Origin of the sequence: Photobacterium sp. GJ3 (assembly GCF_018199995.1) — a bacterium.
Lineage (GTDB): Bacteria > Pseudomonadota > Gammaproteobacteria > Enterobacterales > Vibrionaceae > Photobacterium.
Genome location: NZ_CP073578.1, coordinates 1,611,297 through 1,636,888, shown reverse-complemented (window position 1 = coordinate 1,636,888; position 25,592 = coordinate 1,611,297). Strand labels below are relative to the sequence as shown.

Here is a 25,592-nt window from a genome sequence, read left to right as displayed (position 1 = left end):
TATGCGCCAGTCTTCGGACTGGCGTTTTTTTTAGTGGAAATTGAATGTGAATCCGCTGATTTATACCAATCGAAGTGAGTCAGTGATCATCAATCGATTTTATAGGCACGACGCGCATGTTGGGACGAGTCATGGCTTCACAGATTGCTTCGGCATCAGTGGTATCATTCTTATTTGATTTCACATAGGGCTTAACAAACTGTGGCGGCATAAGCTTTACGTCATGACCAAATTGCTTGAATACTCTTGCCCAATAGTGAGCACTGGCGCAAGCCTCCATATCAATAAGGCAGGGAGGCATAATGATTAACGTCTCGTGCTGACGTTTTTCTTAAGAAGAACCTTTCCGAATGAATCTACGCCGTGCAGAGCAAAAGATGATTTGGCTAAATCGATACCTAAGGTTGCAATGGTCATGGTCTCTTCCTTATTCAGTTCACCAACTGTTAGTTTAGGTGGTGAGTGGAAGTGTCCATATCATTAACAAAGCCTAAGTGAAGACGGGTGGGTTGGAGCCCAGCGTTTAGAGCCGAAATGATTTTTAGTTTAAATATCGTTAAATCCCTCCCTGGTCTGTGAATAGGTGTTTCTCCGAGATCTTGATCTGAAATATTTTTTTGTAAGATAATTCTTATTTTCTAGTTTGCTTTTCCTACATGCGCGAATATATTCAGGGTTTATGTGTGAGTCCTTTGCTGTGTTCTGTTTTAAAAAGGTCGTAATTAAAATTAATCTGGTCATTTAAATTGTCAGAATAGTCTTATTTTTCGTGATTTTCACGAAGCGTTCTGATTGCTATGGTGTAGGTTTTTTCTTCATTTCGATAGAGTGCGCTTTGTTTTTTTGAGCGGAAAGTTCTGAGTTAATGATTGTATTTACAAAGAAAATATTCTAAATAAATCTATTTTGACAAGGTTTTCCCTTACCTACATTGGGGAGTAAAGGCCTGATTTTTCATTATAATATCGTATATTTGATATCTTCTGCCTGTTTGCTGATTTTAAAATACACGGTTAATATTAATTAATCGTAAACGTAGCGCTTTAAGTATCATGAGTGTGATTTTTAATTGAAATTATTTCAGAGCGATATTAATTTATTGAATTGGTGAATTTATCTGATGATTTTTATTAGATATGATCATAGAACTGGGTTGTGTATTTATGTAAGATATCTTTACGCACTGAGGGTGAAAAAGAATATCGCTATTTTGCGAATTTTATTTTTCAAGGTTTACAAGTGACGAGAGTGTCATAAGTACTAACTATATAATTAAACTTTCTGATAAATCTCTTGAATTCATCACTTATCTGAATTTCATTTTACATGAAGTAAATATGTTTATTGTTCATGTCAAGGTAGAGGTGTAGTCTATGCTAATCAGATCTCGTTTATTTGCTTTTCTAACTTTATTTAGCCCTGTGGCCCTTTCGAATACGGTATCTCCAACACAAGCTCAAAATGAACATGGAGCTTATATCGGCCTTCGAACTGGTTGGTCACATTATCATGATGCATGTGAATCAAGTGCTAGAGCGTGTGACAATGATGAAACCATTTTTGGTGGTTATTTTGGGTTGTTTTGACTGCACCTGAAGATATTATTTTAGAGTCCAATGTCCCTGTTCAATAACTGTTTATTATAATTAATTTATTTTTTAAAAAGAAGAAGCCATATGAAAAAAATAATTTTATGCCTTAGTTTTATTAGTCTCCCTGCATGGGCGACGCCTGAATCACCTCGTTTTTTTATTGGTGCAAAGGGAGGTTATCAATGGGCTGCGGACGACAATTATAACCATTCAGATCCAGACGGTGCGATCTTTGGGGTTTATAGTGGATTACAATTCACGCCTGCCTGGAGTTGGGATGTCGGCTATCAATATCATGATGATTTAACAGCGGATTCTTCATCGATCAACGTTAAAACCTGGCTGATTGAAAGTGCAATCCGTTACGATTGGTATGTGAAAGATAACCTGAGTTTATATGGTCGACTGGGTGCTGCTTACTGGGATGTAGAAAAAACGAACCGTGCTTCAGATAAGCTGAATGCGACAGGTTTATCTCCACTTGGCGAAGTGGGTGTTGACTATACTTTGACCCCAAACCTGCGGCTCTCTGCCGGTTATCAGTACATCGACAGTATTGGTAAGTCGAATACGGGTAAATATGACAGCCATGGATTATTGGTCGGGATTCGCTATACCTTTGGTGATTCAACGAAACCTACGTTAGATGAAAACTTATCAACGCCTGCTAACGAACCTGTGCCAGTTGAATCACCACCTCAAACATTGACTTATTTAACGAAAACTTTGCATGAATCCTTTGAGTTTGGTTCGGCTAAACCCAGTCAACACTTAATTGATAATTTATCAGAAATTGTTTCAGTACTGGATACTTACCCTCAATCTCATGTAGTGGTTGTGGGCCACACGGATTCAATCGGCTCAGAGGCGGATAATCAGGTACTGTCTGAAAGACGTGCAAAGCTGGTCGGGAATCAACTGATTGCTTTAGGGGTCAACCCAGCTCAAATTGAGGTTTTGGGTAAAGGCGAGTCTCGCCCAGTGGCTGATAACCGCACGAAGGCAGGGCGAGCTAAAAATCGCAGAGTTGAAATTACTATCCCAGATTTTCAGTATCAACAATAGGTTGTATTATGATGAGACATATTATTAAAAGATTATTAGCCGCAATAGTATTACCTTTAGTGGTGCTACTTAGTGGCTGTAATTCGGAAGGTGTTTTTTCTGATCCTTCAGCGGTGCTCATGGAAATTGTCGTCACGCCTGAGACTGTAAGAGTTGCCAGAGGTCAGACTCAGCAGTTGACGGCGATGGCAGTGTACAGTGATGGCACGTCAATTGATGTGAGTGATACTGTCACATGGATGCCAGTCGATGAAGCGACTACAACTGTGACTCCCGCGGGTTTACTGACCGGTGTTGAAGTGGGGGGGACGACAGTCACGGCCTTGAAAGATGGCTTCGCCAGTCACACTGTGGATGTTGATGTGACTGACGCTGTGATTACGGGTATTACCGTGGTACCTGAGTATGTCGGTGTCGTTAAAGGCCGGACTCAGCCGATCACCGTTACATTAACCTACAGTGACAACACTTCAACTGATGTGAGTGATTCCTTGACGTGGTTGCTGGATACCAGTATCGCTGCAGTGAACCCAACTAACGTGCTATCCGGTGTTGAAGTGGCCGGCGTTGAAGTGGGGACGACCACACTCACGGTCATGAAAGATGGCATCATCAGTAATCCGGTAGAGGTGAATGTTTGCAGCGACTTAGCTGGTCCGTGTATTGATGTCTTCGTCGATACGAAAACTTATTCTTTCAAGGGAGGGCTGTTGCTGTATACCAGCTCACCTTCAGTCGCTTATCTGGACCGTCTCGGTGGTAGTGTCAATGGCGGGACTTTTTCAGAAACCGGCGATAAAGGTCCTGTAGGAGATTTTTACTTATTCAGCTGGAACGAAGAAGTGGAATCATTATGTGATTTATATAATACTCAGAAGCTCGCTGGACTCTCCGAATGGTATATAGCAACAGCAGATGAGATAGGTACTTTAACCAATAGGCTCAGCAACAATGTGTATGCAATACGAGGTTGGCCGACCGGGACAAATTACGTACATAGCGCAAGCCGTGGATCAAGAAGCTCTGCTGAGTATGATCTGAATCAGGGCATTTACCTTTCTGCTAATCCGGTTGTTCCGCTCTACGTAACCTGCACCGCAACTATTTTTTAGAGTAATGAGTGGGGCGTTTCATTGTCATCCCTAAACCACCGCCTATGGCGGTGGTGATTGTTCTTTCGGGCTATTTGACCGAAGAAATGCCCATGTTTGAAGTACTCCTCTGATTTACCACGAGTTTCACCCAGAACTATATTCGCTGAGTCGCGATAGTGCTCTTGAATGTTTCAATATCAATGCTCATGGGAGTGATGAAGGGGCACTCGGCGATTCGGCTGTTCAATCAGTTTCCACTTATTCGTAAAAACTTATGGGGGAATCATTTTTGGGCGCGAGGAAACTTTTTCGATACAGCCGGAGTGAATAAAGTGATAGTCAGGCGATATGTAAGACATCAAGACAAGAAAGAGTTAGAGCACGAGGCTCAATTAGCGCTGAAGATAATCTGACAACGTCAAAAAGCCCCCTTCACAGAGAAGGCGGCTATTTGCTAGTGAATACAATCGGGCGTCAGGAGGTTTCGCCAATGGTTTTGGATGGCATCACAGGTCTGCGTCGTTCCCATTGAGTGATGAAAGCGACAGAGCCGATAATGATGGTTGCGCCCAGCCAGAGACGGCCCGGAGGGACCCAGCCAAACACCATAAACCCGGCCAGTACGTTCAATGGCAGTTTGGCGTGATCGAAAGGTTGCACAAAAGACGCATCAGCCATGGCATACGCTTTTGCAATGGCCCAGTTTGCCAGTGCTGTAAACATGCCTGCACCGAGCAAGAGGAGCCAGGTTTGATGGTTCGCCGGCATGGTGAAATCAGGCACCGCGAGAAAAAGGTTAAACGGTGTGATCAGGATCAGCAGATAGACAACCATGGTCGTTGGCGAATCATGATGAGACATCTTTTTCACCATCAGGGAATAGCTTGCCCAGAAAAATGCAGCCCCCACCGGAAGTACAGATGCCCAATTGAAATCATCAGACCAGGGCTCAAGGATGATCATGGCACCGCCGAATCCTGCCAGTGTGGCCATCCAGCGAACAAAACCAACCTTTTCTTTCAGCAATAATCCCGAACCGATCGTCGCAAAAAGCGGAGAAGTCATCAGCAGTGCGATCCCTTGCCAGATCGGTACCGGATAGGCCAAAGCCCACAGCCACAACTGAATGCCAATCACAGACAGGAAAACCCGAAAACAGTGCATACCAAAATGTTGGGTTTTTAATGCCTGGCGCAGCCCGATCTTTTGAAGCCAAGGCAGCATGACAATCAGAGCGATAAAGTACTGAATCAGCCCGACAGTGGTGGAAGGCAGATGGAAGACCACACTCAGGTACTGCACCATACTGTTGACAACAGCAAAGGCTGTTCCCGCCGTTAACATCCAGCAGGCACCCTGAATTGGATTATGTCGATGAGTCATAACGTATTAATCAGATCAAAAATAATCTGGAATCATACGCTGATCACGGCAGACCTCAAAATAATTCTCTTCGAGGCATCAGGCGAAAAAAACGGCAAAACAGGATGCTTTGCCGGTTGCAAGGAAAAGAAAGAAAAAACAGGTCAGATTGCAGCGTAGGCGAGCTGTAAATCCGGACTGAAGGTTTCCAGTGTCGTCTGGGTATCTGCCAGCAGGCTGACTGGCGCACTTTTCTGCTCTACCAGTGCTGCTTCCGTTATCTCTGAAAGTGGATAGTCCGCCATATTCATGTGGATCATGGCGACTTGCAATGGTGGCAGGCTTGGATTGAATGCTGCGTTTTCTGCGTACATACCGGAAAATATCCGGCCATCTTTAGCTCTGAGTGCAACCCCAGCGAAGTTTTTGCTGTACGGTGCGTGAGATTTATCTGCCGCCTGACAGGCCGCCGTCAGCAGCGCGTCTTCTGAATCAAGCTGTAAATCATGCGTTTTATCAGACAACAGCAAATCGGTGATGCCCAGATCTGTGGGGCCGAATGATTCCGGCAGATATTCCTGCAGCGCTTTTGGCGTTCGTTCAGGGAGCTGAACCACCAGGCTTTGTGCGGTACTCAGTTCATTCATGAACTGTCGGCAATGACCACAGGGAGAGTAATTGACGGTAATATCGCTGATTCCTTCTTCACCTTTCAACCAGGCATGACTGATTGCCGATTGCTCGGCATGCACGGTTTGTGACATTGAGGTTGACTCGAATTCCATATTCGCGCCGAAATACAGGCGACCTGAAGTGCCGCGGGCAATCGCACCCACATAGAAGTTCGAAATACTGGCAATGGAATAAGCTGCAGCAATGCTGAGTAATTGAATCCGGAGTTCGGCATCGGATAACTGGCTTACTGCCATCAGGTGTTGAAATTCTTCCGGGCTCAGGGAGGCGTCAAAGCCTGGAGCGGTCATCATTGGCTTCAGTGCCTGCGACAGCTCATGGGGAAGTTTGCTTAAAGCTTCCAATACTTCAGCGCGCATAGTGATTCTCCTTATTGAATTCACTTTCGCATTGTAGAGCGTTAAGGAATATTTTTAGTGACAATGATCACCTTTGGTGTCGTGTCATTTCATTATTTTCACTGAATAGTGAGTGTTCTCACATGTTTTGTGAGAAAAATGTATGCATTTTCAATGCAGTAAAGGCCGCATAGCAATGCACTACGATTTTGCAGCGCAACGGTGGTAGCGGGCTTTTGCTGGTTACTGAGTGAATGGAAATTTACTGGAAAACAGACAAGAGAATCGGGTAGATCACAGGAGCCAGAATAGCGGTGATGACACCACATAGGACTAACGCCAGCGAACTGAATGCCCCGTCTTTATAATTTTCTTCAGCAGCTTTAGCCGTGCCTAATGCATGCGCCACCGTTCCCATGCTGAGACCTTTGGCCATCGGATGAGAAATCCGGGCCAGTTGAAACAGGGGATAACCAAGGACGGCGCCGAAGACACCCGCGATCAGCACCATAACCGCAGCCAGCGAAGGCACCCCGCCAATTTGTTCGGCAACTGCCATTGCAATCGGCGTTGTGACTGATTTGGGCAAAATGCTGGCGGCAAGTTGCAGGTCGGCCCCAAGGGCCAGGGCGATGGCGGTGCCAGTGATCATTGACAGCACGCTGCCACAAAGACCGGCGGTGACAATTACTTTCCAGCGACTGCGGATCTGAGGCAACTGCTCGTATAAAGGGAACGCCAGTGCCACGACAGCCGGCTCCAGCAAGTAGTGAATCCATTTGTTGTCTTCAAAATAGACTTCATAGGGCACCTGAAGGACCAGCAGCAAAGGAATAATCACAACCAGACAAATTAAAAGCGGGTTCAAAACAGGGTGCTGGAAGCGTTTTGATAAAAGACGGGCGAGCCAAAAAACCACTACAGTGACCAGAATCCACATCAGTCAGACTCCTTTCGCTGTACATACCAGCCGACGAATAGCAGCACGACAAGACTGCTCCCCAGCGTGCTGACCAACACTGGCAGGGCATTGGCCTGAAGCAAATCGAGATAGTTCATTAAGCCGACACCGACAGGGACAAAAAGAATCGCCATATGGCGAATCAGCAGATGACAGCTCGGTTTGGCCCAGTTCGGCGGAAGTAAGCCCGTGGAAAGTGCAGTAAACAACAAAAGCATGCCAAGAATGCTGCCTGGGATCGGAATCTGAGTCAGAGATTGAAATCCTTTCCCGGCCATGAGGAAAATGGCAATGATGGCAAATGAACGCAGGTAGCTCATATACACAAGGATGAAGATGAATGGTGTCGCAATCATACAAAAAAGATGAGATCTACACCACACTTCTTTGAGGGAAGCCGTTGATCCGGCGCAACAGATTACAAGTTCGAAACAATCACCATGGCAACGCCCGCAGCAGCCAAGAGGATGACAGACAGCTTGTGCATTAAACTGTGTTTCACAATGTGCTCGGTGGCGGACACTTTGGGTTTTGGCCGTCGTGGTTTCTGGCTTGTTTTGGCCAATGGCTCAGGCACTTGTGCAGGCAGCGTCTCTGGTTGTTGAAAACGATGGATGTGACGACAGGTTTCTTTCGGCAACGGCACTCGAAATCCGTAACGGGGTAAGACCTCGACCGGGATGGCCATCACGCCGTTCACCGTCAGCTTGCGGCGCAGGGAATTGAAGACCGACGCCAGATCGATTTGCTGAACCTGTGATAAGGAATCCTGAGGAAAAAAGGTTTTATCTGAGAGTACCTGATGACTCAGAACTTCACCGGCAAAGTAGCACAGTGCTTCCAACAGACGGGTTTCATGCAGAGTGAGTGCCGTTTCTGATTTATCCGGCCAGACAAGCAGCCTCAGATCAGGTTCAAAATCAACCCGGCTGAACCGGTAACAACGGGTAAGAGATTCAGTTGCCATATCCAATACTTCTTCCAAATTATTGCCGAATGTACTCCTTTCATTGTCTGGCAATAAACACCATGGGAGAGCCAGCCAAAGCCAGAATCCTTGCAGTCTCCAAGACAGAACGTTCCGGCCCGGGGCCATTTGACCCTGACTTAAGTGTTATAGCCCTTTGTCTGAAGTTCAAACCTCAGTGGCGGGAAAAGTGTCTGAAAAAAGAAACCCTGAGCGCAGGCGCGATCAGGGCTGAGAAATTTACCTGACTGATCAGGTGGTTTGCGTTGAGCTCGCCATCTGTGTTGTGATCGAATCTTTAAACCAGGCTGCCTACGTAGTCGTACACATCTTTGAGGATTTTCATCTTTCGCTCATCACTCTGATGTTCCATCGCAACGGCTTCCAGATTTTGCATATACGCAGGCAGTTTGGATTCGAAGAAATCCTGACAATGATATTTCCATTGTTGCTGCTCCTGATGATTCAGCGTCATCGGGAAATTGCGTGCACGGTAACGGAACAGCAATGGCTTGATTCGCTTGTCATCCACATTTAGTTCCAGCTTACCCAGCTCTTCCGGTGCTGTGCCACGGATGATATCCATGGTCGATTTATCGGCTGTCGAGAAAAAGCCCTGATACAGCTGGGAATCGACATTGTCATTCGACTCAAATTCACGTGCCTGACTGAACACATTCAGGAGTTTCTCGCGAATCTGGGGTTGTGCTTTCAGCGCTTTCAGATGCGTCAGGCACTGTTCCCGATCAATGCCGAGGCGAGCGGCATCCTCTGCCGTCAGGGTTTTGGCTGGTGCAAGGACCGGGCACTTATTCAAGTGAACCAGCTTCAGCGGGACAGGTAATTCATCCGGCCCAAGATCGGCACGCTTGGTGTACAGTCTGTCACGCAGCTCATCGGCATCCAGCGCAAACAGCGGGGCAGGATCCATCGCCAGATTGACACAAATCACCGCATTCTTATTGTCCGGATGCCAGGCCATCGGCACAATCCAACTGGTATTGCCGCACTCAGAACCAAACATGCCAGAGACATGCACCAGCGGGGTCAGTTCTGCAATATCAATCAGCTCCTGCAATTTGCGTTTGTGGCGCAAATTGAACAGATAGCTGAAGAGTTTGGGCTGACTGTTTTTGATTTTTTTCGCCAGTTCAATGGTGGCATACACATCCGCCATCGCATCATGCGCATTACTGTGCTCAATGCCGTTCGCCACAGACAGATCTTCCAGCTTAAAGCTCGGAAAGCCCTCGTCGTTCGTCGGCCAGTTCAAGCCATCCGGACGCAATGCATAGCAGGTACGCATGATATCCAGCATGTCCCAGCGGGAGTTACCATTTTGCCAGCTCCAGGCATAGGGATCATAAAAGTTGCGATACAACGTATAACGGGTGACTTCGTCATCGAAACGAACGTTATTATACCCAATCACGCAGGTATTCGGCTTAGATAATTCCGCATGAATCCGGGCAATGAACTCATGTTCGGGCAGCCCTTTTTCCATCGCTTCCTGCGGTGTAATCCCCGTGATCAGGCAGGCTTCCGGTGACGGCAGGTAATCGCTCGGCGGCTGGCAGTAAATCACCAGCGGCTCACCGATCACATTTAAATCCATATCGGTTCGCACCCCGGCAAACTGACACGGGCGGTCAATCGAAGGGTTGGCACCAAAGGTTTCATAGTCGAGCCAAAACAGGGTTGGCGTATTTGTATCATTCATCGTTGTTTCCTGAAGCCACCGGATTCGTATGAAGTGTTTGTTCTCAACGTGGCTTTGTCTCACTGCACCGGAAATCACCCACCGAAAACACTTACTTTCCAGAGTGCGTCGATCCAACGGCAGCAGCCTGTGAATCTCAAAGGAGTAAGTATCCCGCAACTACCCAGAGGGAGGCAAGGTGGAACCACAAATCATGTGGAAAATGAGGGGATTTGGCAGGCGATTGAGCGTAGCCGCGGCAGTACCGCCAACAAAACGCTTAGCAAATCGATTAAACCGATTCGACGACCAACCCCTTCCAAAACTTGGGCCATTTTAGAGCGTGTCATGGAAACCTACGATGACGTGTTGTTCCCTGGGCATGCTCTCAATACTCCAATCACCATTTCAGCTGCCAACCGTTACATTCGTCGCATACGCGCTAGCCTTCCGCTTGAAGAGTGGCGGACCCATGATTTCAGAAGTTCTCTTTCAACCGGGACTTCAGAGCTTGATGTGATGCCGAATGTGGTTGAAAAGATGCTGGGACATGAGCTGGGCGGCGTACTGGCCGTTTACAACAAGCACGACTGGTTGGAAGAGCAGTTGGAGGGGTATGAGTTGTATTCTGAGAGGTTAATGATGGATATAACCCCCCAAAGTTAACAGCTTGTACACTAAACAATGTACTGATTTATAGTCTTTTTTGTCATGATATGATGACAATAATAGAGGGGTTGTGCATAATTTATCTTTATTATGGTAAATGCGATGCTGAAGACAAAGGTAGGTTAAAGTTGAGCAAGATAGTTAACCAGGATGCTAGCAAAGCAATCAAAGGGATTCTTTATCAGTTTTATGAGGCTGTTCATTGGTGTTGGCAACTTACAAAAGGGCAGTCTTTATATATTGAGAAGTTTGGAGATATCTCGATTTCAGATCAATCCAACATTGAAGTTAAGAACTATGGTGATTCTCTTACAGATTCTCATGATAACTTCTGGAAGACCTTATCAAATTGGTTGAATGATAGCTTTGATGATTCAAATTATAAGTATCTAATTCTATTAACCACCCAACCTATCGGTGATCGTAGTAAATTTATCAGATGGAATGAAAGTAATTTAGATGAAAAAATAGAAGTTTTAAAAAAAATTTCTGAAAGTGCTGAACAAAGATATGAATTATCTTTACAAAAATACAGCAGTAATACAACGGGTAAGAAAAATAAACCTAGTCCTCCTAAGTACATTAGAAGTGTTATCGATAACATCGACACTCAGAAGATACAAAATGTACTTGAGAAGTTTATAATACTTGATTCATCACCAATTTTCACTGAAAGGTATAATCAATTATTAGATATTTATGGTAAATCTGTGTTGGAAAAAAACAGAGAGACATTTATTAATGCTCAACTCGGTTTTATACTCACACCAATGGTTGTGGAAGGAAATGGTTGGAAAATATCATATCAAGATTTCACAACTGAAGTTGGTGTGTTAACACAGAAATTACAGTCAAATAGCCGAGTTTTTCCAAGCAAGCCAGATTTAGAAACTATTGAAAATGAGTCTAATTTGGATGATAGGCTATTTATAAAGAAAATCATTGATATCAACTATAGTGATGAAATTAAAGAAGCTTATGATGATTATATATCATCATCTTTGATTATTGCTGAAGAATTTAAGTTTGGAACGTTGCAAAAATATTTGAATGAGTTCCAAGACTCTGTTATTTCGGATTTTAAAAGGCAGTTTAAGCGCTCATCTAGGGGGTGTTCGTCAGATGTCATCAGAGATTCACAAGACTTTTATGATGACTGTATGTTATTAGCCCGCCACCATTCTCCGGATATGAATCAGCCACGAAAAGTTTTAGGAATGGTATATTGCATATGAATATGGATGATTCAGATAAAGATATAAAGTGGAAGCTTAGATAATGGGTACAGCAATTGATTACTTAGGGACTCTTAATCGAAATCCTTATATTTTTGGACCTCTTTTTGAGTGTTTCTATTTTCATCTGAAAGAGAAAGAAAAAAATTTATTATTGTCGTATTTAGTTCTCCCATTAATTCTTACCCCTAAAACAATGGGAAAGTTAAAATATGCCAATAAAAATTCAACCTTACATACTCTATTTAGTGATAGAGAACTACTTTCCGGGCTTCAAGAGAGAGTTGAAGACTACAAAAAATCAACAAATTCATGTCTTTTCTTAACGTTTAAGTTTGATTCTCTTAGATTGCATGATAATTTTTTAGTCTCTTTTAATGAGTACAATATTGATTCATCTGCATTGCATAAAGATCAAATGCGAGCTACGAAAAATTTGGCTATTTTATTAAATGACTATCAGGTTGTTGATTGCTTTAGAATATTAGGGATTAAAGAGCTATGAAGCCATATATATTATTTATTGGAGTGATAGATAAAAACAAAAAAACACATTCTGTTTCTTTTGATAGAGGGTTGAATGTTATTACCGGTAAATCATCTACTGGCAAAAGTGCTTTGATGGAGATATTTGATTATTGCTTCGGTAGTTCTGATTTTACAATTCCTGTTGGTGAGATAACTAATAAAAGTTCTGTTTATTTTGTGATTTTTAAATTGAAGAATAGCTTTTTAGTCTTAGCGAGAGAACCAAAGTCCAAAAAAGTATTTATCAGAGATGTTGATTGTATTTCTATAGTTGATGACGAACCTATTTTTCCAGTTGATTTTTTTGAGAAAAAATATTTTCTTCCTCTTACGGATTTTAATAAGGAGCTAGGTGGTTATTTTGGTCTGGATATTACGGATGTTGATGTAAATCTAGATGATATCACGTATCGTCGAAAGAAAAGTGCTTCCCCTACTGTTAGAAGTTTTACCTCTTTTATGCTTCAACACCAAAATTTGATTGCAAATAAGCATGCTGTCTTTTTTAGGTTTGATCAAAAGGAAAAAAGAGATCAAGTAATTGAGCACATTAAAATATTCTTGGGAATGGCAGATCAAGACTACTTCTTATTAAACCAAGAATTAAATATGTTAAGGGGGGAGGTGCGAAAAGTAGAAAACTTAATACCTAAAAAGAGAGAAGAGTTTAATAAGAAACTAGCAAAGTTAAACTTTAGATTGCATGAGTATAAATCTGCTTCTGGAACCAGTTTAGTTGATGTTGACGCTTCAAATCTTGTAAGAAATCCATTCAAATGGCTAAGAGTAATTCAGTCAATCAATATTAACATCGATAGTACTTCAGATGAAAACACTAAAGCTATTCAAGAAAAAGAAACACAAAGATTGGAGTTGACGAAAGACCTTAGAGAACTAGAAAGAATACAAAGAGAATATAAGTCTTCCATTAAGTATGTTGAAGAGTATAAGGAATTTTTGTCAACATTAAATTATCCCAATGAAGTGGTGGAAACCATTTCTTTGTGTCCTTTCTGTGAAAGTGAATCAAATATAATTGAAAATGAATATGATGAGCTTTCTAAGGCAGTCAACTGGTTAAATTCAGAACTACGGAAAACTCCATACTTAAGTAAATCTTATAAGGCTAAAGAAAAAGAAGTATCTAGAAAAATATTTAATAAAAAGAAAGAGCTTTATCAACTCGATAATCAGCTTAGATTACTGAATGAAGCTAACAATGAGCTTAAGAGGAAAAAATCACTATATGAAGTTGCTTTAAAGTCTAAATTAAATATTGAAAACTTTTTAGAAGATTTGACTTATGATGAAAAGCCTACAGATTTAGAAATTGAAGTTGGTAAATTAAAAACTAGAATAAAAGACGTTGAAGATAAGTTGCATGAATATAATGTTGATTCTGAGATGAAAAATGCTCAATTGTTTATTTCAAAAACAATGAATGAAATAGGCAATAGGTTAGATTTTGAAAAGTCATACATGCCTATTAATTTAGGTTTTTCGTTTGACACTTTTGATATTTGGCACAAACAAGGCAAAAATAAAGTCTTTTTACGTTCTATGGGAAGTGGTGCAAATTGGTTATATTGTCACTTAGCTCTTTTCATGTCCATGCATAAATTATTCTGTGTGAGAAAAGAGAGTTGTATGATACCACCAATTCTTTTCATTGATCAGCCTACACAAGTTTATTTCCCTAATATTAGCTCGGACAATAAAGGTGAGTTTGTTCCAAGAAACTTAGTTGAGGAAGGGAAGCAGTATCAAGTTGATGAGGATATAAAGTCAGTTGAAAATTTCTTTAATGAAATTATTGATTTTTGTGAGTCAACAGAAGAAGAAACTGGAATTATGCCTCAAATCATAATTACCGATCATGCGGATAATTTAAAATTAAGCAAAGATAGAAAATTTGATAAATATGTTAGAGCACGTTGGAGAAACAGAGGCTTTATTGCTTAATTTTGCAGAAACTATCTAAGCGGCCACCCGGCCGCTTTTAGCCATTAACGCCCAAACCCCCAACACTATCTTTCCATTCCTCAACCGCTGACCGTAGCCAGCGTAGGGGCATGAGTGTTACCGGATCAGGAAAGCCGCGGTTCTGCCGCCATTTGTAAATTGTGGCTTTGCTACTGACTTGGAACATCGCAGAACTTCTATATGACTGATTAACTGTGGTGTCGACTGGTCCGTTGCTTCTGCCAAAGTCTAAGGTGGGGGAGAATGCTCATGATTTTTCTCAGATTTAAAGTGTGACGGTGTCACTTATTTGGGCGTATTCACTTATACGATACATCGACAGCGGGGGGATTACAGTATCATCCCTGGTCCAGAAAAGTTGTCCCTATTGCGATAGCTCAATCAATCTTTGGCGTGATGCGTTCCGTCTCTTGAACACTTCCTTCTCTACAGCGTTCAAATAAGAATCATAAAAATACTAAAGACTGTTTTGCTATCAGGATCAAACTTTGAATTAGAAATATGACAGATTCACTCTATATTTTATACACAGTGGCTGGTGATGAAACTGGGAGCATAGGGTGAGTAAGTCAATTATTCAAGAAATTCAGGAGGATGCGCTGAATTCAGAGTGTTCTCTTTCACTATTGCTAATGAAAGCCTTCGCCTTAGCTCAGAATTTGGCGCTGACGGATTTCTCACGATGGCTGAAAAATGAAATGGAAGGATATGCTTGTTCAGAGTCTGAGTTACCTGAATATCGTAAACTGCGTGGGCAGGTGGGTGCATTTTATGGTCATGGCTGGGTGCCGGTTCAATGGGATGAAAACAACAGTGGAACGGCTTATCTATATGATTCAATAGTAGAAATAGAGAATGCGCTGAATCGGATGGGTCATGAAATTTACCATCCGTGTTATGGCGAACAACCGCACTGGTTCAGTAAATCCACTCAGAATCAACCACAGTATGCCATTGTCATTTCTCGTTCTTTATTTATCCGAGTATTAAACAAAGTCAGAACTTATCTGTTTAATTGGGCCATTGAATTAGAAATGAATGGGGTACAGGAGGACGGTATCTCAATACCTGCGACGGAAAAGTAGATGACGGATATCATTCTGGCAAACAAAAATGTGGCGGCTTGATCCGAATCGAGCCGTAACATGACTGATCGTGGACCGATTTAATCGATATTCACGCGTTTAATATTGAGAAGTACTTTCCCTGAATTATCTTCATCTGAATCAGCAAGGAAGAAGCTCATTTCACCCTGAGTTGAGATGAAAACAGTTTTTTCATCAATGGAAACAAGGCGTTTCACATCCGTTGTATCCACATAGGTGAGGCCGATGTTGGCAAACGCATCTTGTGTTTTAACATTGAATTCTAGCGTACCACTCCGCATCATCTGCATATAAGCATAACGACCAAAGTATGTTGTACACAGATATTCACCAGACTTTGGGTACTTGAGAAGTCCTCATGTTGGCAAAACTGATCAGGATATTGGTTTGTTTTCTGGCTGGAGATTTCATGGATCTGCAGTTTCTGCTTCTCAGGTCGGAGTTTGATGGCCAAGTGCCATTGACGATGAAGACATTCAGCGTTTCTTCCTTTGTTCAATACTTCAAAAAGGAGCGCCAAAAGTCTTGATACCGAGATCTTAATTCCATCATAAATTGATAATTATTGTCATTTTCATATAGATATGCAGAAGAGTTCACATTATGGTAAATACTATCTTCACTATGTGTGTCTTCTTGGATACCCCAACCTATATTCCTCTGGTTGTATAAAAACGCTTCTATTCAGTTGGCTTTAAACATAATGAGGAAAATATGAAAAATACTCAGATTCTTAAGCTGATCGGCATCGCTGCAGCTTTCTTCAGTGGCTTTGCTGCGGCGACGCCAATGGATCCAAATGATGATAATGCCTACCGTCATTTCCCGGCGGAAGTATCGGCAGAGTTAGAGAGTAAATATTACCTGTATACAGATTCGTATAAAAATGATCTGCTCTGGTATGTACCGAAATCAGGTTTTGTTGCTTACCTTGGTACGGGTAGCAATACCCGCCCTAACTTTAACGCCTCGAGTTACGTGCCCAGATTTGGGATGTGGGCAGCCCTTCGTCCGGGAGAATCGCAAATACGAATGGGGGCTCATTCAACACCATGGGACGTGTTGAGGATGTAACTTTCTTAAAAACGGAAGCTGCAAAAGTGGGTTTCAGTGTGTCTCCGGCAGTGGTGACACGAGGCAAAGCAATTTTTGCTGTAGATGGTATCGATGCAGATGCTGATGGACGAATTGATGTCGAATGTATTGATCAACCATTGACCATTACGGATCCACTGACGGGTCAGACTCTCAATATCGTCATTAATAATTGTTATGTGACGTCGGTTGATGGTACACAGCACCCAACATCAATTGTTGAAAAAGCGTACGCTAAAGTGCCCAGTGGAAGAACCAGTGCTTCTGTCAATGTCCCTTTTCAACTGGTGACACTGCCTGACTCTGATATGACCAATGCCATTGAGACTGACCTGGCGGTTGGGAACAGTTTGGCCCCATATTTCAGCCTGATTGTTGATTGGGAGCTGGAACTGGAAGGCGCGACCCGTGCAGCACGGATTACCGTAGACTGGAACCAGACGTTTGAACAAGCCAGCTCTTTTGTTGCTCTACATAACTTTGCTTGTGTCGATATCGAAATCCAAAAATTCTTTAAGAAGTTAGTCCAGGAAGGGAAAGGGGTCTATGTCGAGTATTACAATCCCGAAACTGGAAAGTACCAGGATCAAGCGCCAAACGATCTTGCTTTCACCCAGGCTGTTGAAGGGATTCAAGCTGACATGCAAGCAGAGCTGTTTGATCAGATTCAGGAGTACAGTGATCCGATTCTCGGACAAGTGGATACAAACGCAACGTCAATGTGGACATTACGTGCGAATCATGAAAAGCAAATATTGAAAATCAACGAAACCCGAAACATTAACTGGAACCCGGGTATGTCGATGGAGACCGTTCAGACATCAATGAGTATCGACTGCGTTGTTGGTGGTTTTGGAATGCCGGTTGAGTGGAGTACGGATGTTGGTTGCAAAGCCATTGTTGATGATGTCACAAAGCTTTAAAAGCGTACCGAGTATCCCATAACGCACGTTATTTCATTGTGACGTTTTTACCTGATTTAGCCCACGCTGTTTGTGGGCTGTTCCAAGGAATGACCATGAATAAATTCACTTATATATGTGCGAGTGCCGCACTCATGGCGGCGACTTCAGCCTATTCGAATGATTACAAATTATCATTGTTAGACTTCAATTCTATGATCGACAATGGTGACATTATTTTTGTACCGTTTAAAAAAACGACGCGAGGCACGGGCTATGTCTGGTTTCGTGATTATCAATATGATTATTTAACGCCGGCTCCTGGAGAATACAGAACAAAAACACTGAAGGTGAATTTTGTTCCGAGAAGTATCCAAAGCGGAGAGTTTGATCTGTTTGTGCGAGAAAACAACATCAGTCCAAACAGGGAAACCATTGTTCCTGAAGATGCCGTGCTATGTGAACCGACACAAGCGGTCACCCAGTTACTGATGACCTTTGAATATGCTTCAGTTTCGACCTTACCTCCGGGATATCCGAAGCTTTGTAGTTTGGTGATCCGCTACAATACGAGTGCAGAAAAAGAAGCCAGGTTACTTGCACTTGTGGACACAAAGCAGTTCATGCACGCTAAATTTGCGCTGTATGATCCGAATAAATCTGCGCCTGGGGTTTATATTGAAGTTCCCACGATTGTATCTCAGCTGGTTGACCAGAAAATACTCGAGCAGGATTTACCATTACCGCCGACCCCGAGTGAACTGGGTATTCCTCATATAGATATTGGCTGGTATGGCCTTGATCATGGAATTAATTTTTATTCGTCTCATATTGATCCCACGTTGTACGGGATTGATGATGGAGGCGTAGACAAATTACTGTTGTTTCAACGCTGGATTCGGTTCATTGAACTATTTCAACCCGTCTTGGGGCAACCCGGTTATTGGGTCATTCCTGATGAACATGCGGAGAAAAGAATCGTGATTTCAGAACCTTTACCTTCAACGCCATTTATTGAGGTCTCTTACTGATGCTTATGCATCGTTTCATGAATGTCCTGTGTATTATATGGTTTCGTTGCGTTCCGGTATTTTTACCGGGCGCAACGTTATGGATGTCTTTGAATCTGTACGCATTCGAAATTGATCAGCATGTATATAAGAATGCAATTGAACAAGAGTGCCATGGTTGTCACTTTGATAGCCGAATCAAGCCTGTGGGTACTTTACCGAATGGGGCTCGACAATGGACGGATCAAAAATGTTTTGCCTGCCATACCGTGATCGATGATATTGCCCAGAACTACCGAAATAAGGTTCATGATCCAAGATATGTGGCACTTCCGGTTAAGGACGAGCGACTGGAATCGATGGCAAAATACCCCCTTCCTTATCTGAATGCACCGATGTGGCCAGTTTTTGAAAATCAAACGGTGAGGGTCAACAGAAAAACACTCGTGAACTTTTTAAATGCGCCGCACGGAACGTGCAGTGATGACGCATGTGCTGCACCAAAAATGATGGCTTATACCGGCATTTCTGAAATTGATGTTCTTGCTATCAGTGAACATTTCAGTGCCATTCCGGCGGAAACACAGCGGGAACAGCAGGGCTCTGTCCAGAGAGGAAAAACGTTGTTTGACCAGAAATGTGCAACATGCCACGACGCAAGTCAGCCGTCTGGCTACAACGCGACAGCGATGAGTTTGTTCTCTGCACATTGGATTGAGCAGTACGCCAATGGCGAATTAGGCGCAAGAAGAACGATGCCAAAACTATCGATTTCACGGCAGGATGCACATGATCTCTATGCGTATTTTCAGGATTCGCGAGCGAGCAGAGAAAAGGAACTTGCTCAGGCTGTTGCAAAAATTGAGTCGCAATTTGATCAAATATCAGAAGGAAATCTGTCAGCCAAAGCCCGGTTTTATATTTGGAATCGTTTTTGGCGGGATACAGGCTGTGTCCATTGTCATGGGATCGAGGGTCGGGCAAAAGATGCATTCAGCATGGCGAATCGGGGAGATATAGCGCATTGGTTGAATGAAAGTGATGCCAGTACTTTGTATCGCCGATTAGCAATAAAGCAGAAAGAGCAGGCGTTCGGGATGGGAGCGATCCCTGCGGGGATGCCTGCAACTGGACAACCGTTACCGCCTCAGCTTCTCAGTTTAATCGGGGTTTGGATTCAGTCAGGCTGTCCAGATGAAAAGAATGAAAAGATATGCATTCCAAGTGAAACCGCAATGCATGAAGACCGGTAATATTTGGAGCCGTATTTGCTTCTGTTGTTCTCGCTTACTGACATACCAATCATCCATAAAAGCATGAATTCACTCTCATAAATTTGTAGAAGGCCAGGATTTTATCAGTTTGTGTTCTCGAACGAGTCTGCATATCTGAGAGGGATTCCTTCATCTTGGATCACATCGCTGAGCATACTCATCACTCAAGCGCTTGAATTATAAATTCTTTTATTAATTTGAGGAAAAGATGAAAAAAACTCAGACTCTTCAGCTGGCCGCTGCGGCTTCAGCATTGATCAGTGGTGCGGTGATGGCTGCCCCCATGGATCCAAATGATGACAATGCATACCGCTATTTTCCTGCCAGTGTCTCGGCTGAATTAGAGAGCAAGTACTACTTATATACAGATTCTCACAAAAAGGATCTGATCTGGTATGTCCCTAAAACGGGTTACGTCGCGTACCGGGGCAGCGGGCAAAACACGCGTCCGAATTTTAATGCGACACGCTATGTACCTCAATTTGGAATCTGGGCTGCACTTCGGGCTGGTGAGTCGCAGATTCGGATGGGGGGATCATTCAACACCATGGGTCGTCTTGAAGATGTGAACTTCCTGAAGACTGAAGCAGAAAAAGTGGGATTCAGCGTCTCGCCTGCTGTTGTAAAGCGCGGGACTGCGAGTTTAATCGTAGATGGGATTGATGTGGACGCCGATGGGCGAGTGGATGTTCAATGTGAATCCTATCCGTTAACCATGACAGATCAATTCGGAAATCAATACACGGCGAATATTCAAAATTGTTCTGTCACCGCTGTGGATGGCAGGCAATATCCAGCGACAGTGATTGAAAGAGCCTATGCCAAAGTGCCCAGTGGCAGAACGAGTGCCTCGGTGAACATCCCGTTTCAGCTCATGACACTGCCAAATAATGAAATGAGCAATTTAATAGAGCAGGATCTCGCCGTCGGAAGCAGTCTGGCACCATATTTTAGTCTGGTTGTTGACTGGGAGTTAGAAACTGAAAGAGAAACCCGTGTTGCTCGGGTGACCGTGGATTGGAATCAGACCTTTGAACAAGCGCATGCTTTTGCGGCTTATCACAATTATGCCTGTGTCGACATAGAGCTGCAGAGCTTCTTCAAAAAGCTCGTACAGGAAGGGAAGGGTGTTTATGTCGAGTACTACAACCCTGAAACCCGACAGTACGAAACCAAGGCGCCAAATCAGGCGGCTTTCATCCGGGCGGTTGAAGGGGTTCGGGCCGATCTGCAAGCCGAGCTGTTTGACCAAATTCGGGAATACAGTCAATCACAGCTTGGGCTGGTCGATACGAGAACCAATGCGATGTGGACATTACGGGCGAACTACGAGAAGCAAGTCCTGAAACGCCACGAAACCCGAATGATTAACTGGAATCCTGGGATGTCAATGGAGGCTGTTCAAACAGAAATGAGTGTCGACTGTGTTCAGGGTGGATTTGGCACGCCTGTGGCATGGAGTACGGATACAGGGTGTCATGCCATTGTTGATGATTGGACAACACCTTAACTGAATGGATGCCGGGATTACGGTGTCTGCCGTAATCTCGGATGATTTTCTGCGACATAAGTACAATCTTCAGCCCACAGCGATGTGGGCTATTTCAAGGACGACCGATGTTTAGATTCATCTGTATATTTGCGAGTGCTGCATTATTGACGGCGGCTTCGGCGCATGCCAGTCAATATCAATTGTCATTGTTAGATTTTAATGCCGCGATCGACAATGGTGACATTGTGTTTGCACCCTATAAAAATTCCACCCGGGGACGGGGTATGTTTGGTTTCGTGACTATGAATATGATTATGTCTTACCCGCGCCTGGCGCGTACCGAACGAAAACGCTGACCGTTAGTTTTGTTCCTCAGAGTATTCTCAGTGGTGCGTTGAAAGCATTCACAGAAGCGTACAATCTCCGTCCGAACCGAAAAGTACTTCTTCCTGAAAATGCGACGCTCTGTCAGCCAACGGAGGTGTTGCAACAATTACTGGCCACCTTTGAATATGTTTCGGTATCCACACGCCCGCAAGGCTATCCAAAGTTGTGCAGTTTGGTGATTCGTTACCAGACAACTGCGGAAAAAGAAGAAAAACTGTTTCAGTTGATCGATACGAAACGACTGATGCATCTGAAATTCGCCTTGTCTGACCCGGAGAGTCAATCTGTGCCTGGGGTTTATATTGAGGTGCCCAGTATTGTTCAGCATCTGGCCGAACGCAACGTACTGGAACAGCAATGGCCGCTCTCTGCTGGGGATGCATCAACGACGGGCTCTCACCTCAAGACGGACTGGTATGGCTTTGAGCGTGGCATTCATTTTTACACCGCTCAGCTCGATCCGGTTTTATTTGGGTTTGCTGAAGGGCCGGTTGATTCCGCGTTATTGTTCCAGCGCTGGAGTCAGTTGGTTGACTTATTTCAGCCCGTGGAGGGACATCCAGATTTAAAGATGATTTCCAAGCAATCCGCGGCTGAGAAAATCGTAATCTCGGCACCCGTCCCCTCAACGCCTTTGCTCGAGGTCTCGTATTGATGCTTCATGTGGTCGGCCGTAATCCAACGTGTTTGAGACTTACCATTTTATGGATTGCTCTCGGCTTCATTTCGTTCGGCTTGTCTGCGGTCGAATTGGATCAGCGCGTGTATCACAATGCGATAGCGCAGGAATGTCATGGCTGTCATTTTGAGAACCGGATGAAGCCAGTCGGGACTTTAGCGAATGGTGCATCTCGATGGACAGATCAAAAATGTGTCGCATGCCATACCGAGATCGATGAAGTGGCAAGTCATTACCGGCAAGGGATCGATGACTTCAGATATGTGGCCTTGCCTGTCAAGAACGAGCGGCTGAAGTCGATGGCGGATTATCCGCTTTCTTATTTGGATGCGCCAGTCTGGCCCGTATTTCAATCCAAATCTGCCCGAGTGAATCGGAAGACACTCGTGAATTTTTTAAATGCGCCGCACGGAACGTGCAGTGATGACGCATGTGTTGCACCAAAAATGATGGCTTATACCGGCATTTCTGAAATTGATGTTCTTGCTATCAGTGAACATTTCAGTGCCATTCCGGCGGAAACACAGTGGGAACGGCAGGGCTCTGTTCAGAGAGGAAAAACGTTGTTTGACCAGAAATGTGCAACATGCCACGACGCAAGTCAGCCGTCTGGCTACAACGCGACGGCGATGAGTTTGTTCTCTGCACATTGGATTGAGCAGTACGCGAACGGACAAGTTGTCGCAGGCAGAAGTATGCCTCGAATGACAGTGTCGCGTCGGGATGCACATGATCTCTATGCGTATTTTCAGGATGTCCGGGCCCGCAGCGAATCCAAATTGGCTCAGGCCGTTTCACAAATCGAACTGAACTTCGAGCGATTACCTCAAAAACCTCTTTCAGCGAAAGCACTGAAGTATATCTGGCACCGTTTCTGGCGGGATACCGGTTGTGTGCATTGCCATGGTATCGAAGGGCGTGCCAAAGATGCGTTCAGTATGGCCAGCCGAAGGGAAATTGAGCATTGGCTGAAGACAAAAGATGCCAGAGCCTTGTATCAGCGATTAGCGATCCGGGAGAAAGAAGAAGCGTTTGGCATGGGGGCAGCGAAAGCGGGCATGCCAGCAACAGGCCGCCCGCTCCCTTCGCAACTCATTCAGCTATTGGGCATCTGGATTAAATCAGGCTGCCCAAATGAAACACATCAACAGTTATGTCAGGGTAAATGGAATGACCAAGAATCATAAAATCGGAATGTTCATCTTTCAGTGTTTCATCCTTTTCGCTTCTGTGCGAGTCGTGATGGCTGCGCCTGTTGATCCGACGATCAGGAACGTGGAATCTGAGTTTGGCTATGAGGTCCTCAGCAAGTTTTATTTATTCGGGGATACCGAGGATCCCGGTCTGATTTGGTTCGTCCCCAAGTTCGGTACGATAGCTCAGGATAACACTGGGTTTAATCAGCCAGAGTTTGATATTGGCAGTATTGTCAGTGACCACCCAGATTACTATCCCGGTGAAGCGCTGGTTTGGTTCAGCGGCGCTTTTGATACACGAGGGCTTGAAAGGGATATCGCAGTTTTGTCACGTTTAGCGGCACAAAAGGGGTACCGGATTCTGGCGGCGAAACCGAAGGCTGCTGAAACCTACTTTATTGTCGATGGGGTGGATGTACAGAGCCTGGATTTAGATTGTTCGACGCATATGAAGACCATGCTGGGAGATTTCCCGATGTGCTTTGTTTTTGATCAGCAGGGGAGAAGGCACCCCGCGGAATTTGTCGCAAAGTTGGACACAGTGCTTCCTGAAAATACTATGAGTGATTACGTTGGATTTCGGGGAATGACGGTGCCTTCCTGGCGGGAAACCTTAAAAGGACTGATGGGAATTCATTTACCAAGTGACGATCCGGCGGCCGGGCAAAACTGGAATGATAAATTACAGGTTGTGACGGTTTGGTCACTGGAGACACATTACAATCAACCGCGCGGGCAAATGTATCTTCATTGGGATAGGCTTGTTCAGCAGTTTACGGTTTATGAAAATGCTCACCCTGCATTGCTGTCGCTCAGTGACATCAAAAGAAAAATTCGTCTGTGGGTAAACGCTGCACTTATTGGACAGAATGCACCATTTTCACTGCAGACCTATGGTGCCGACAACGATGTAGATTTAATCACGGAGGCGATTTTTAACGTATTAAAAAATAACAAGGTGTTTGTTCCGGTTTGGGTGTTTCCGCGACATCCTGTTCAGAGACACGTCTCTCCCGCAGCAACACGCGTTGAGCAGCGAATGATTCCTATCGCAAACAGCAGTATTTCATTTTTTGTTCCTGCCGAAGTGAAAGTGAAGCCGGAACTGAGGTTTGCAGTGAACCGGTCACGAGCGAGTCGTCACGAAGAATCAATTGATCTGTATTTTGGTCCGAATGTTCTGATATCCAATCCGCAAACTCATATGTATCTTGAATGTTTACATGGTGGCTGGCATATGCAGGTACGTTGGGCACAAACGCCCGCATGCCTTGATACCCATTTCCAGCATCAGCAAAACCTTCGCATCAGCCGTGAAGCTTTGCAAGCGATGATGCCTTAAAACGTCAAGCCATCAGATGTTTCCATGTTCGCCATAAAATGAATCAGTCATAGATAAATGGATATTCCCGCGGTAGCATATGGCCTGTCCTTTCAGGTGGGATATCCATTTTGAACCATTTGTACTGATGAAAGACCTGATCGCAGTACATCAATGTTGTAGGTAATGATGAGCCAGATAACTTCTCTGGAACAATTAAGTGCTTTGTATGGTGAACCGAGCAAGCGCGCAAAAAACAAAGCCATGGATCACATCGATGATTTCAGTCGAACGATGATTGAGCACAGTCCGTACATTGTTCTTTCGACGGTAGATCAGAACGGGTTTACCGATGTGTCTCCACGAGGGGGACAGCCGGGATTTGTGAAAGTGCTGGATCGTAAGACTTTGCTGATTCCCGACAGTGCGGGCAATAATCGGATCGATAGCTTTCGGAATCTTCTGGAACGTCCGCAAATGGGTCTGATGATTTTAGTGCCAGGCGTTGACGAAGTTGTCAGAATTAAGGGCAGAGTGAGTCTGCACACTGATCCACATTATTCAGAACGTTGCCCAGACGGCGCAAAACCCGCCAAGCTTGTGATGAAAGTGGCTGTTGAAGAGGCATATTTCCACTGCGGTAAAGCGATCATGCGCGCCAGACTCTGGGATAATCATTATCGGGTGGATCGTAACATCCTGCCGTCGCTGGCTCAGATCATGAAAGCCCAGCAAAATATGCAGGAAGAGGTGATGGGTCAGGAAGAAATGATAGCTTATTATCGCGAGTCGCTGTAACAAGCTAAGTTTGAGGGACGGAATCCAGATGAACATCTTGAACGACCAAAAGATCGGCGCAGTGGGTCTTCCGTCTGGGGGCAGGATAATGGAAGAACATGTTAGGGGATATGTGTGCTTTGAAATTTCTGTTATGGTCGCTATTT

At 44.2% G+C, this 25,592-nt stretch carries 26 protein-coding genes and 2 pseudogenes; 20 read left to right on the top strand and 8 right to left on the bottom strand.

Annotated elements, in window-relative coordinates; all coding sequences use genetic code 11:
* Positions 1 to 94 precede the first annotated feature (94 nt).
* Positions 95 to 417 (bottom strand): annotated as a pseudogene (locus KDD30_RS07265) (transposase); the annotation flags it as partial.
* A gap of 956 nt (positions 418 to 1,373) precedes the next feature.
* Between KDD30_RS07265 and KDD30_RS07260 the strand changes: the two are divergent.
* The 4 genes and pseudogenes from KDD30_RS07260 to KDD30_RS07245 all read left to right on the top strand — a co-directional run.
* On the top strand, positions 1,374 to 1,586 hold the full coding sequence (locus tag KDD30_RS07260; RefSeq protein ID WP_211648922.1) for a hypothetical protein: 213 nt from the start codon (positions 1,374 to 1,376) through the stop codon (positions 1,584 to 1,586).
* A 90-nt stretch (positions 1,587 to 1,676) separates the two neighbouring features.
* Entirely contained in the window at positions 1,677 to 2,657 is a 981-nt protein-coding gene (locus tag KDD30_RS07255; protein WP_211648920.1) for an OmpA family protein, read from the top strand.
* Positions 2,658 to 2,665: 8 nt separating this feature from the next.
* Positions 2,666 to 3,769 carry an Ig-like domain-containing protein gene (locus KDD30_RS07250; protein ID WP_211648918.1) on the top strand — a complete coding sequence of 368 codons (1,104 nt, stop codon included), beginning with the start codon at positions 2,666 to 2,668 and terminating at the stop codon, positions 3,767 to 3,769.
* Positions 3,770 to 3,942: 173 nt separating this feature from the next.
* Positions 3,943 to 4,164 (top strand): annotated as a pseudogene (locus KDD30_RS07245) (transposase); the annotation flags it as partial.
* A gap of 61 nt (positions 4,165 to 4,225) precedes the next feature.
* Here KDD30_RS07245 and KDD30_RS07240 read toward each other — a convergent pair.
* The gene (locus tag KDD30_RS07240; RefSeq protein ID WP_211648903.1) at positions 4,226 to 5,134 is read right to left on the bottom strand and encodes a DMT family transporter; all 909 of its coding nucleotides are present in this window, start codon (positions 5,132 to 5,134) and stop codon (positions 4,226 to 4,228) included.
* Here KDD30_RS07240 and KDD30_RS07235 point away from each other — a divergent pair.
* On the top strand, positions 5,126 to 5,293 hold the full coding sequence (locus KDD30_RS07235) for a hypothetical protein (RefSeq protein WP_211648901.1): 168 nt from the start codon (positions 5,126 to 5,128) through the stop codon (positions 5,291 to 5,293). The genes KDD30_RS07240 and KDD30_RS07235 overlap by 9 nt on opposite strands.
* Here KDD30_RS07235 and cdd read toward each other — a convergent pair.
* The 5 genes from cdd to sbcB all read right to left on the bottom strand — a co-directional run bounded on the left by cdd (position 5,278) and on the right by sbcB (position 9,792).
* Positions 5,278 to 6,180: a cytidine deaminase gene (cdd, locus tag KDD30_RS07230; RefSeq protein ID WP_371826087.1), complete on the bottom strand. Its 903-nt coding sequence runs from the start codon at positions 6,178 to 6,180 to the stop codon at positions 5,278 to 5,280. The two genes, KDD30_RS07235 and cdd, sit on opposite strands and share 16 nt — an antisense overlap.
* Positions 6,181 to 6,406: 226 nt before the next feature.
* Positions 6,407 to 7,084, bottom strand: a complete 678-nt coding sequence (locus KDD30_RS07225) for a CidB/LrgB family autolysis modulator (RefSeq protein WP_211648897.1) — start codon at positions 7,082 to 7,084, stop codon at positions 6,407 to 6,409.
* Entirely contained in the window at positions 7,084 to 7,461 is a 378-nt protein-coding gene (locus KDD30_RS07220; protein ID WP_249199236.1) for a CidA/LrgA family protein, read from the bottom strand. Before KDD30_RS07220 ends, KDD30_RS07225 begins: the two co-directional genes overlap by 1 nt.
* Positions 7,462 to 7,523: 62 nt before the next feature.
* Positions 7,524 to 8,072 (bottom strand): hypothetical protein, encoded by a 549-nt coding sequence (locus KDD30_RS07215; protein ID WP_211648895.1) that lies wholly within the window; start codon positions 8,070 to 8,072, stop codon positions 7,524 to 7,526.
* Between the two features lie 298 nt (positions 8,073 to 8,370).
* Complete coding sequence (gene sbcB / locus KDD30_RS07210; protein ID WP_211648893.1) at positions 8,371 to 9,792, bottom strand: exodeoxyribonuclease I; 1,422 nt, start codon at positions 9,790 to 9,792, stop codon at positions 8,371 to 8,373.
* A gap of 195 nt (positions 9,793 to 9,987) precedes the next feature.
* Here sbcB and KDD30_RS24495 point away from each other — a divergent pair, with 195 nt between their 5' ends.
* The 5 genes from KDD30_RS24495 (at position 9,988) to KDD30_RS07185 (ending at position 15,271) form a co-directional block, all read left to right on the top strand.
* On the top strand, positions 9,988 to 10,437 hold the full coding sequence (locus KDD30_RS24495) for a tyrosine-type recombinase/integrase (protein ID WP_249199235.1): 450 nt from the start codon (positions 9,988 to 9,990) through the stop codon (positions 10,435 to 10,437).
* 131 nt (positions 10,438 to 10,568) lie between these two features.
* Positions 10,569 to 11,675, top strand: a complete 1,107-nt coding sequence (locus tag KDD30_RS07200; protein WP_211648884.1) for a hypothetical protein — start codon at positions 10,569 to 10,571, stop codon at positions 11,673 to 11,675.
* A gap of 43 nt (positions 11,676 to 11,718) precedes the next feature.
* Complete coding sequence (locus KDD30_RS07195; RefSeq protein WP_211648876.1) at positions 11,719 to 12,180, top strand: three component ABC system middle component; 462 nt, start codon at positions 11,719 to 11,721, stop codon at positions 12,178 to 12,180.
* On the top strand, positions 12,177 to 14,165 hold the full coding sequence (locus KDD30_RS07190; protein WP_211648874.1) for a DUF3732 domain-containing protein: 1,989 nt from the start codon (positions 12,177 to 12,179) through the stop codon (positions 14,163 to 14,165). Before KDD30_RS07195 ends, KDD30_RS07190 begins: the two co-directional genes overlap by 4 nt.
* Positions 14,166 to 14,746: 581 nt before the next feature.
* Positions 14,747 to 15,271: a hypothetical protein gene (locus tag KDD30_RS07185; protein WP_211648873.1), complete on the top strand. Its 525-nt coding sequence runs from the start codon at positions 14,747 to 14,749 to the stop codon at positions 15,269 to 15,271.
* Positions 15,272 to 15,351: 80 nt separating this feature from the next.
* Here the strand turns inward: KDD30_RS07185 and KDD30_RS07180 are convergent, their stop codons facing one another.
* Entirely contained in the window at positions 15,352 to 15,582 is a 231-nt protein-coding gene (locus KDD30_RS07180; protein ID WP_211648871.1) for a hypothetical protein, read from the bottom strand.
* 424 nt (positions 15,583 to 16,006) lie between these two features.
* Between KDD30_RS07180 and KDD30_RS07175 the strand changes: the two genes are divergently transcribed.
* The 10 genes from KDD30_RS07175 to KDD30_RS07130 all read left to right on the top strand — a co-directional run bounded on the left by KDD30_RS07175 (position 16,007) and on the right by KDD30_RS07130 (position 25,446).
* On the top strand, positions 16,007 to 16,366 hold the full coding sequence (locus tag KDD30_RS07175) for a hypothetical protein (RefSeq protein ID WP_211648869.1): 360 nt from the start codon (positions 16,007 to 16,009) through the stop codon (positions 16,364 to 16,366).
* Positions 16,345 to 17,310, top strand: a complete 966-nt coding sequence (locus KDD30_RS07170) for a hypothetical protein (RefSeq protein ID WP_211648859.1) — start codon at positions 16,345 to 16,347, stop codon at positions 17,308 to 17,310. The genes KDD30_RS07175 and KDD30_RS07170 overlap by 22 nt, the downstream gene beginning before the upstream one ends.
* Positions 17,311 to 17,405: 95 nt before the next feature.
* On the top strand, positions 17,406 to 18,320 hold the full coding sequence (locus KDD30_RS07165; RefSeq protein ID WP_211648857.1) for a hypothetical protein: 915 nt from the start codon (positions 17,406 to 17,408) through the stop codon (positions 18,318 to 18,320).
* Between the two features lie 248 nt (positions 18,321 to 18,568).
* Entirely contained in the window at positions 18,569 to 19,552 is a 984-nt protein-coding gene (locus tag KDD30_RS07160; protein ID WP_211648855.1) for a c-type cytochrome, read from the top strand.
* 229 nt (positions 19,553 to 19,781) lie between these two features.
* Entirely contained in the window at positions 19,782 to 21,083 is a 1,302-nt protein-coding gene (locus tag KDD30_RS07155) for a hypothetical protein (protein WP_211648853.1), read from the top strand.
* Between the two features lie 107 nt (positions 21,084 to 21,190).
* Entirely contained in the window at positions 21,191 to 21,421 is a 231-nt protein-coding gene (locus tag KDD30_RS07150; protein ID WP_211648851.1) for a hypothetical protein, read from the top strand.
* A 125-nt stretch (positions 21,422 to 21,546) separates the two neighbouring features.
* The gene (locus KDD30_RS07145) at positions 21,547 to 22,107 is read left to right on the top strand and encodes a hypothetical protein (protein ID WP_211648848.1); all 561 of its coding nucleotides are present in this window, start codon (positions 21,547 to 21,549) and stop codon (positions 22,105 to 22,107) included.
* Complete coding sequence (locus KDD30_RS07140) at positions 22,107 to 23,318, top strand: c-type cytochrome (protein WP_211648846.1); 1,212 nt, start codon at positions 22,107 to 22,109, stop codon at positions 23,316 to 23,318. The genes KDD30_RS07145 and KDD30_RS07140 overlap by 1 nt, the downstream gene beginning before the upstream one ends.
* The gene (locus KDD30_RS07135; protein ID WP_211648844.1) at positions 23,266 to 24,669 is read left to right on the top strand and encodes a hypothetical protein; all 1,404 of its coding nucleotides are present in this window, start codon (positions 23,266 to 23,268) and stop codon (positions 24,667 to 24,669) included. Before KDD30_RS07140 ends, KDD30_RS07135 begins: the two co-directional genes overlap by 53 nt.
* Before the next feature lie 168 nt (positions 24,670 to 24,837).
* Positions 24,838 to 25,446 (top strand): pyridoxamine 5'-phosphate oxidase family protein, encoded by a 609-nt coding sequence (locus KDD30_RS07130; RefSeq protein WP_211649668.1) that lies wholly within the window; start codon positions 24,838 to 24,840, stop codon positions 25,444 to 25,446.
* Positions 25,447 to 25,592 lie beyond the last annotated feature (146 nt).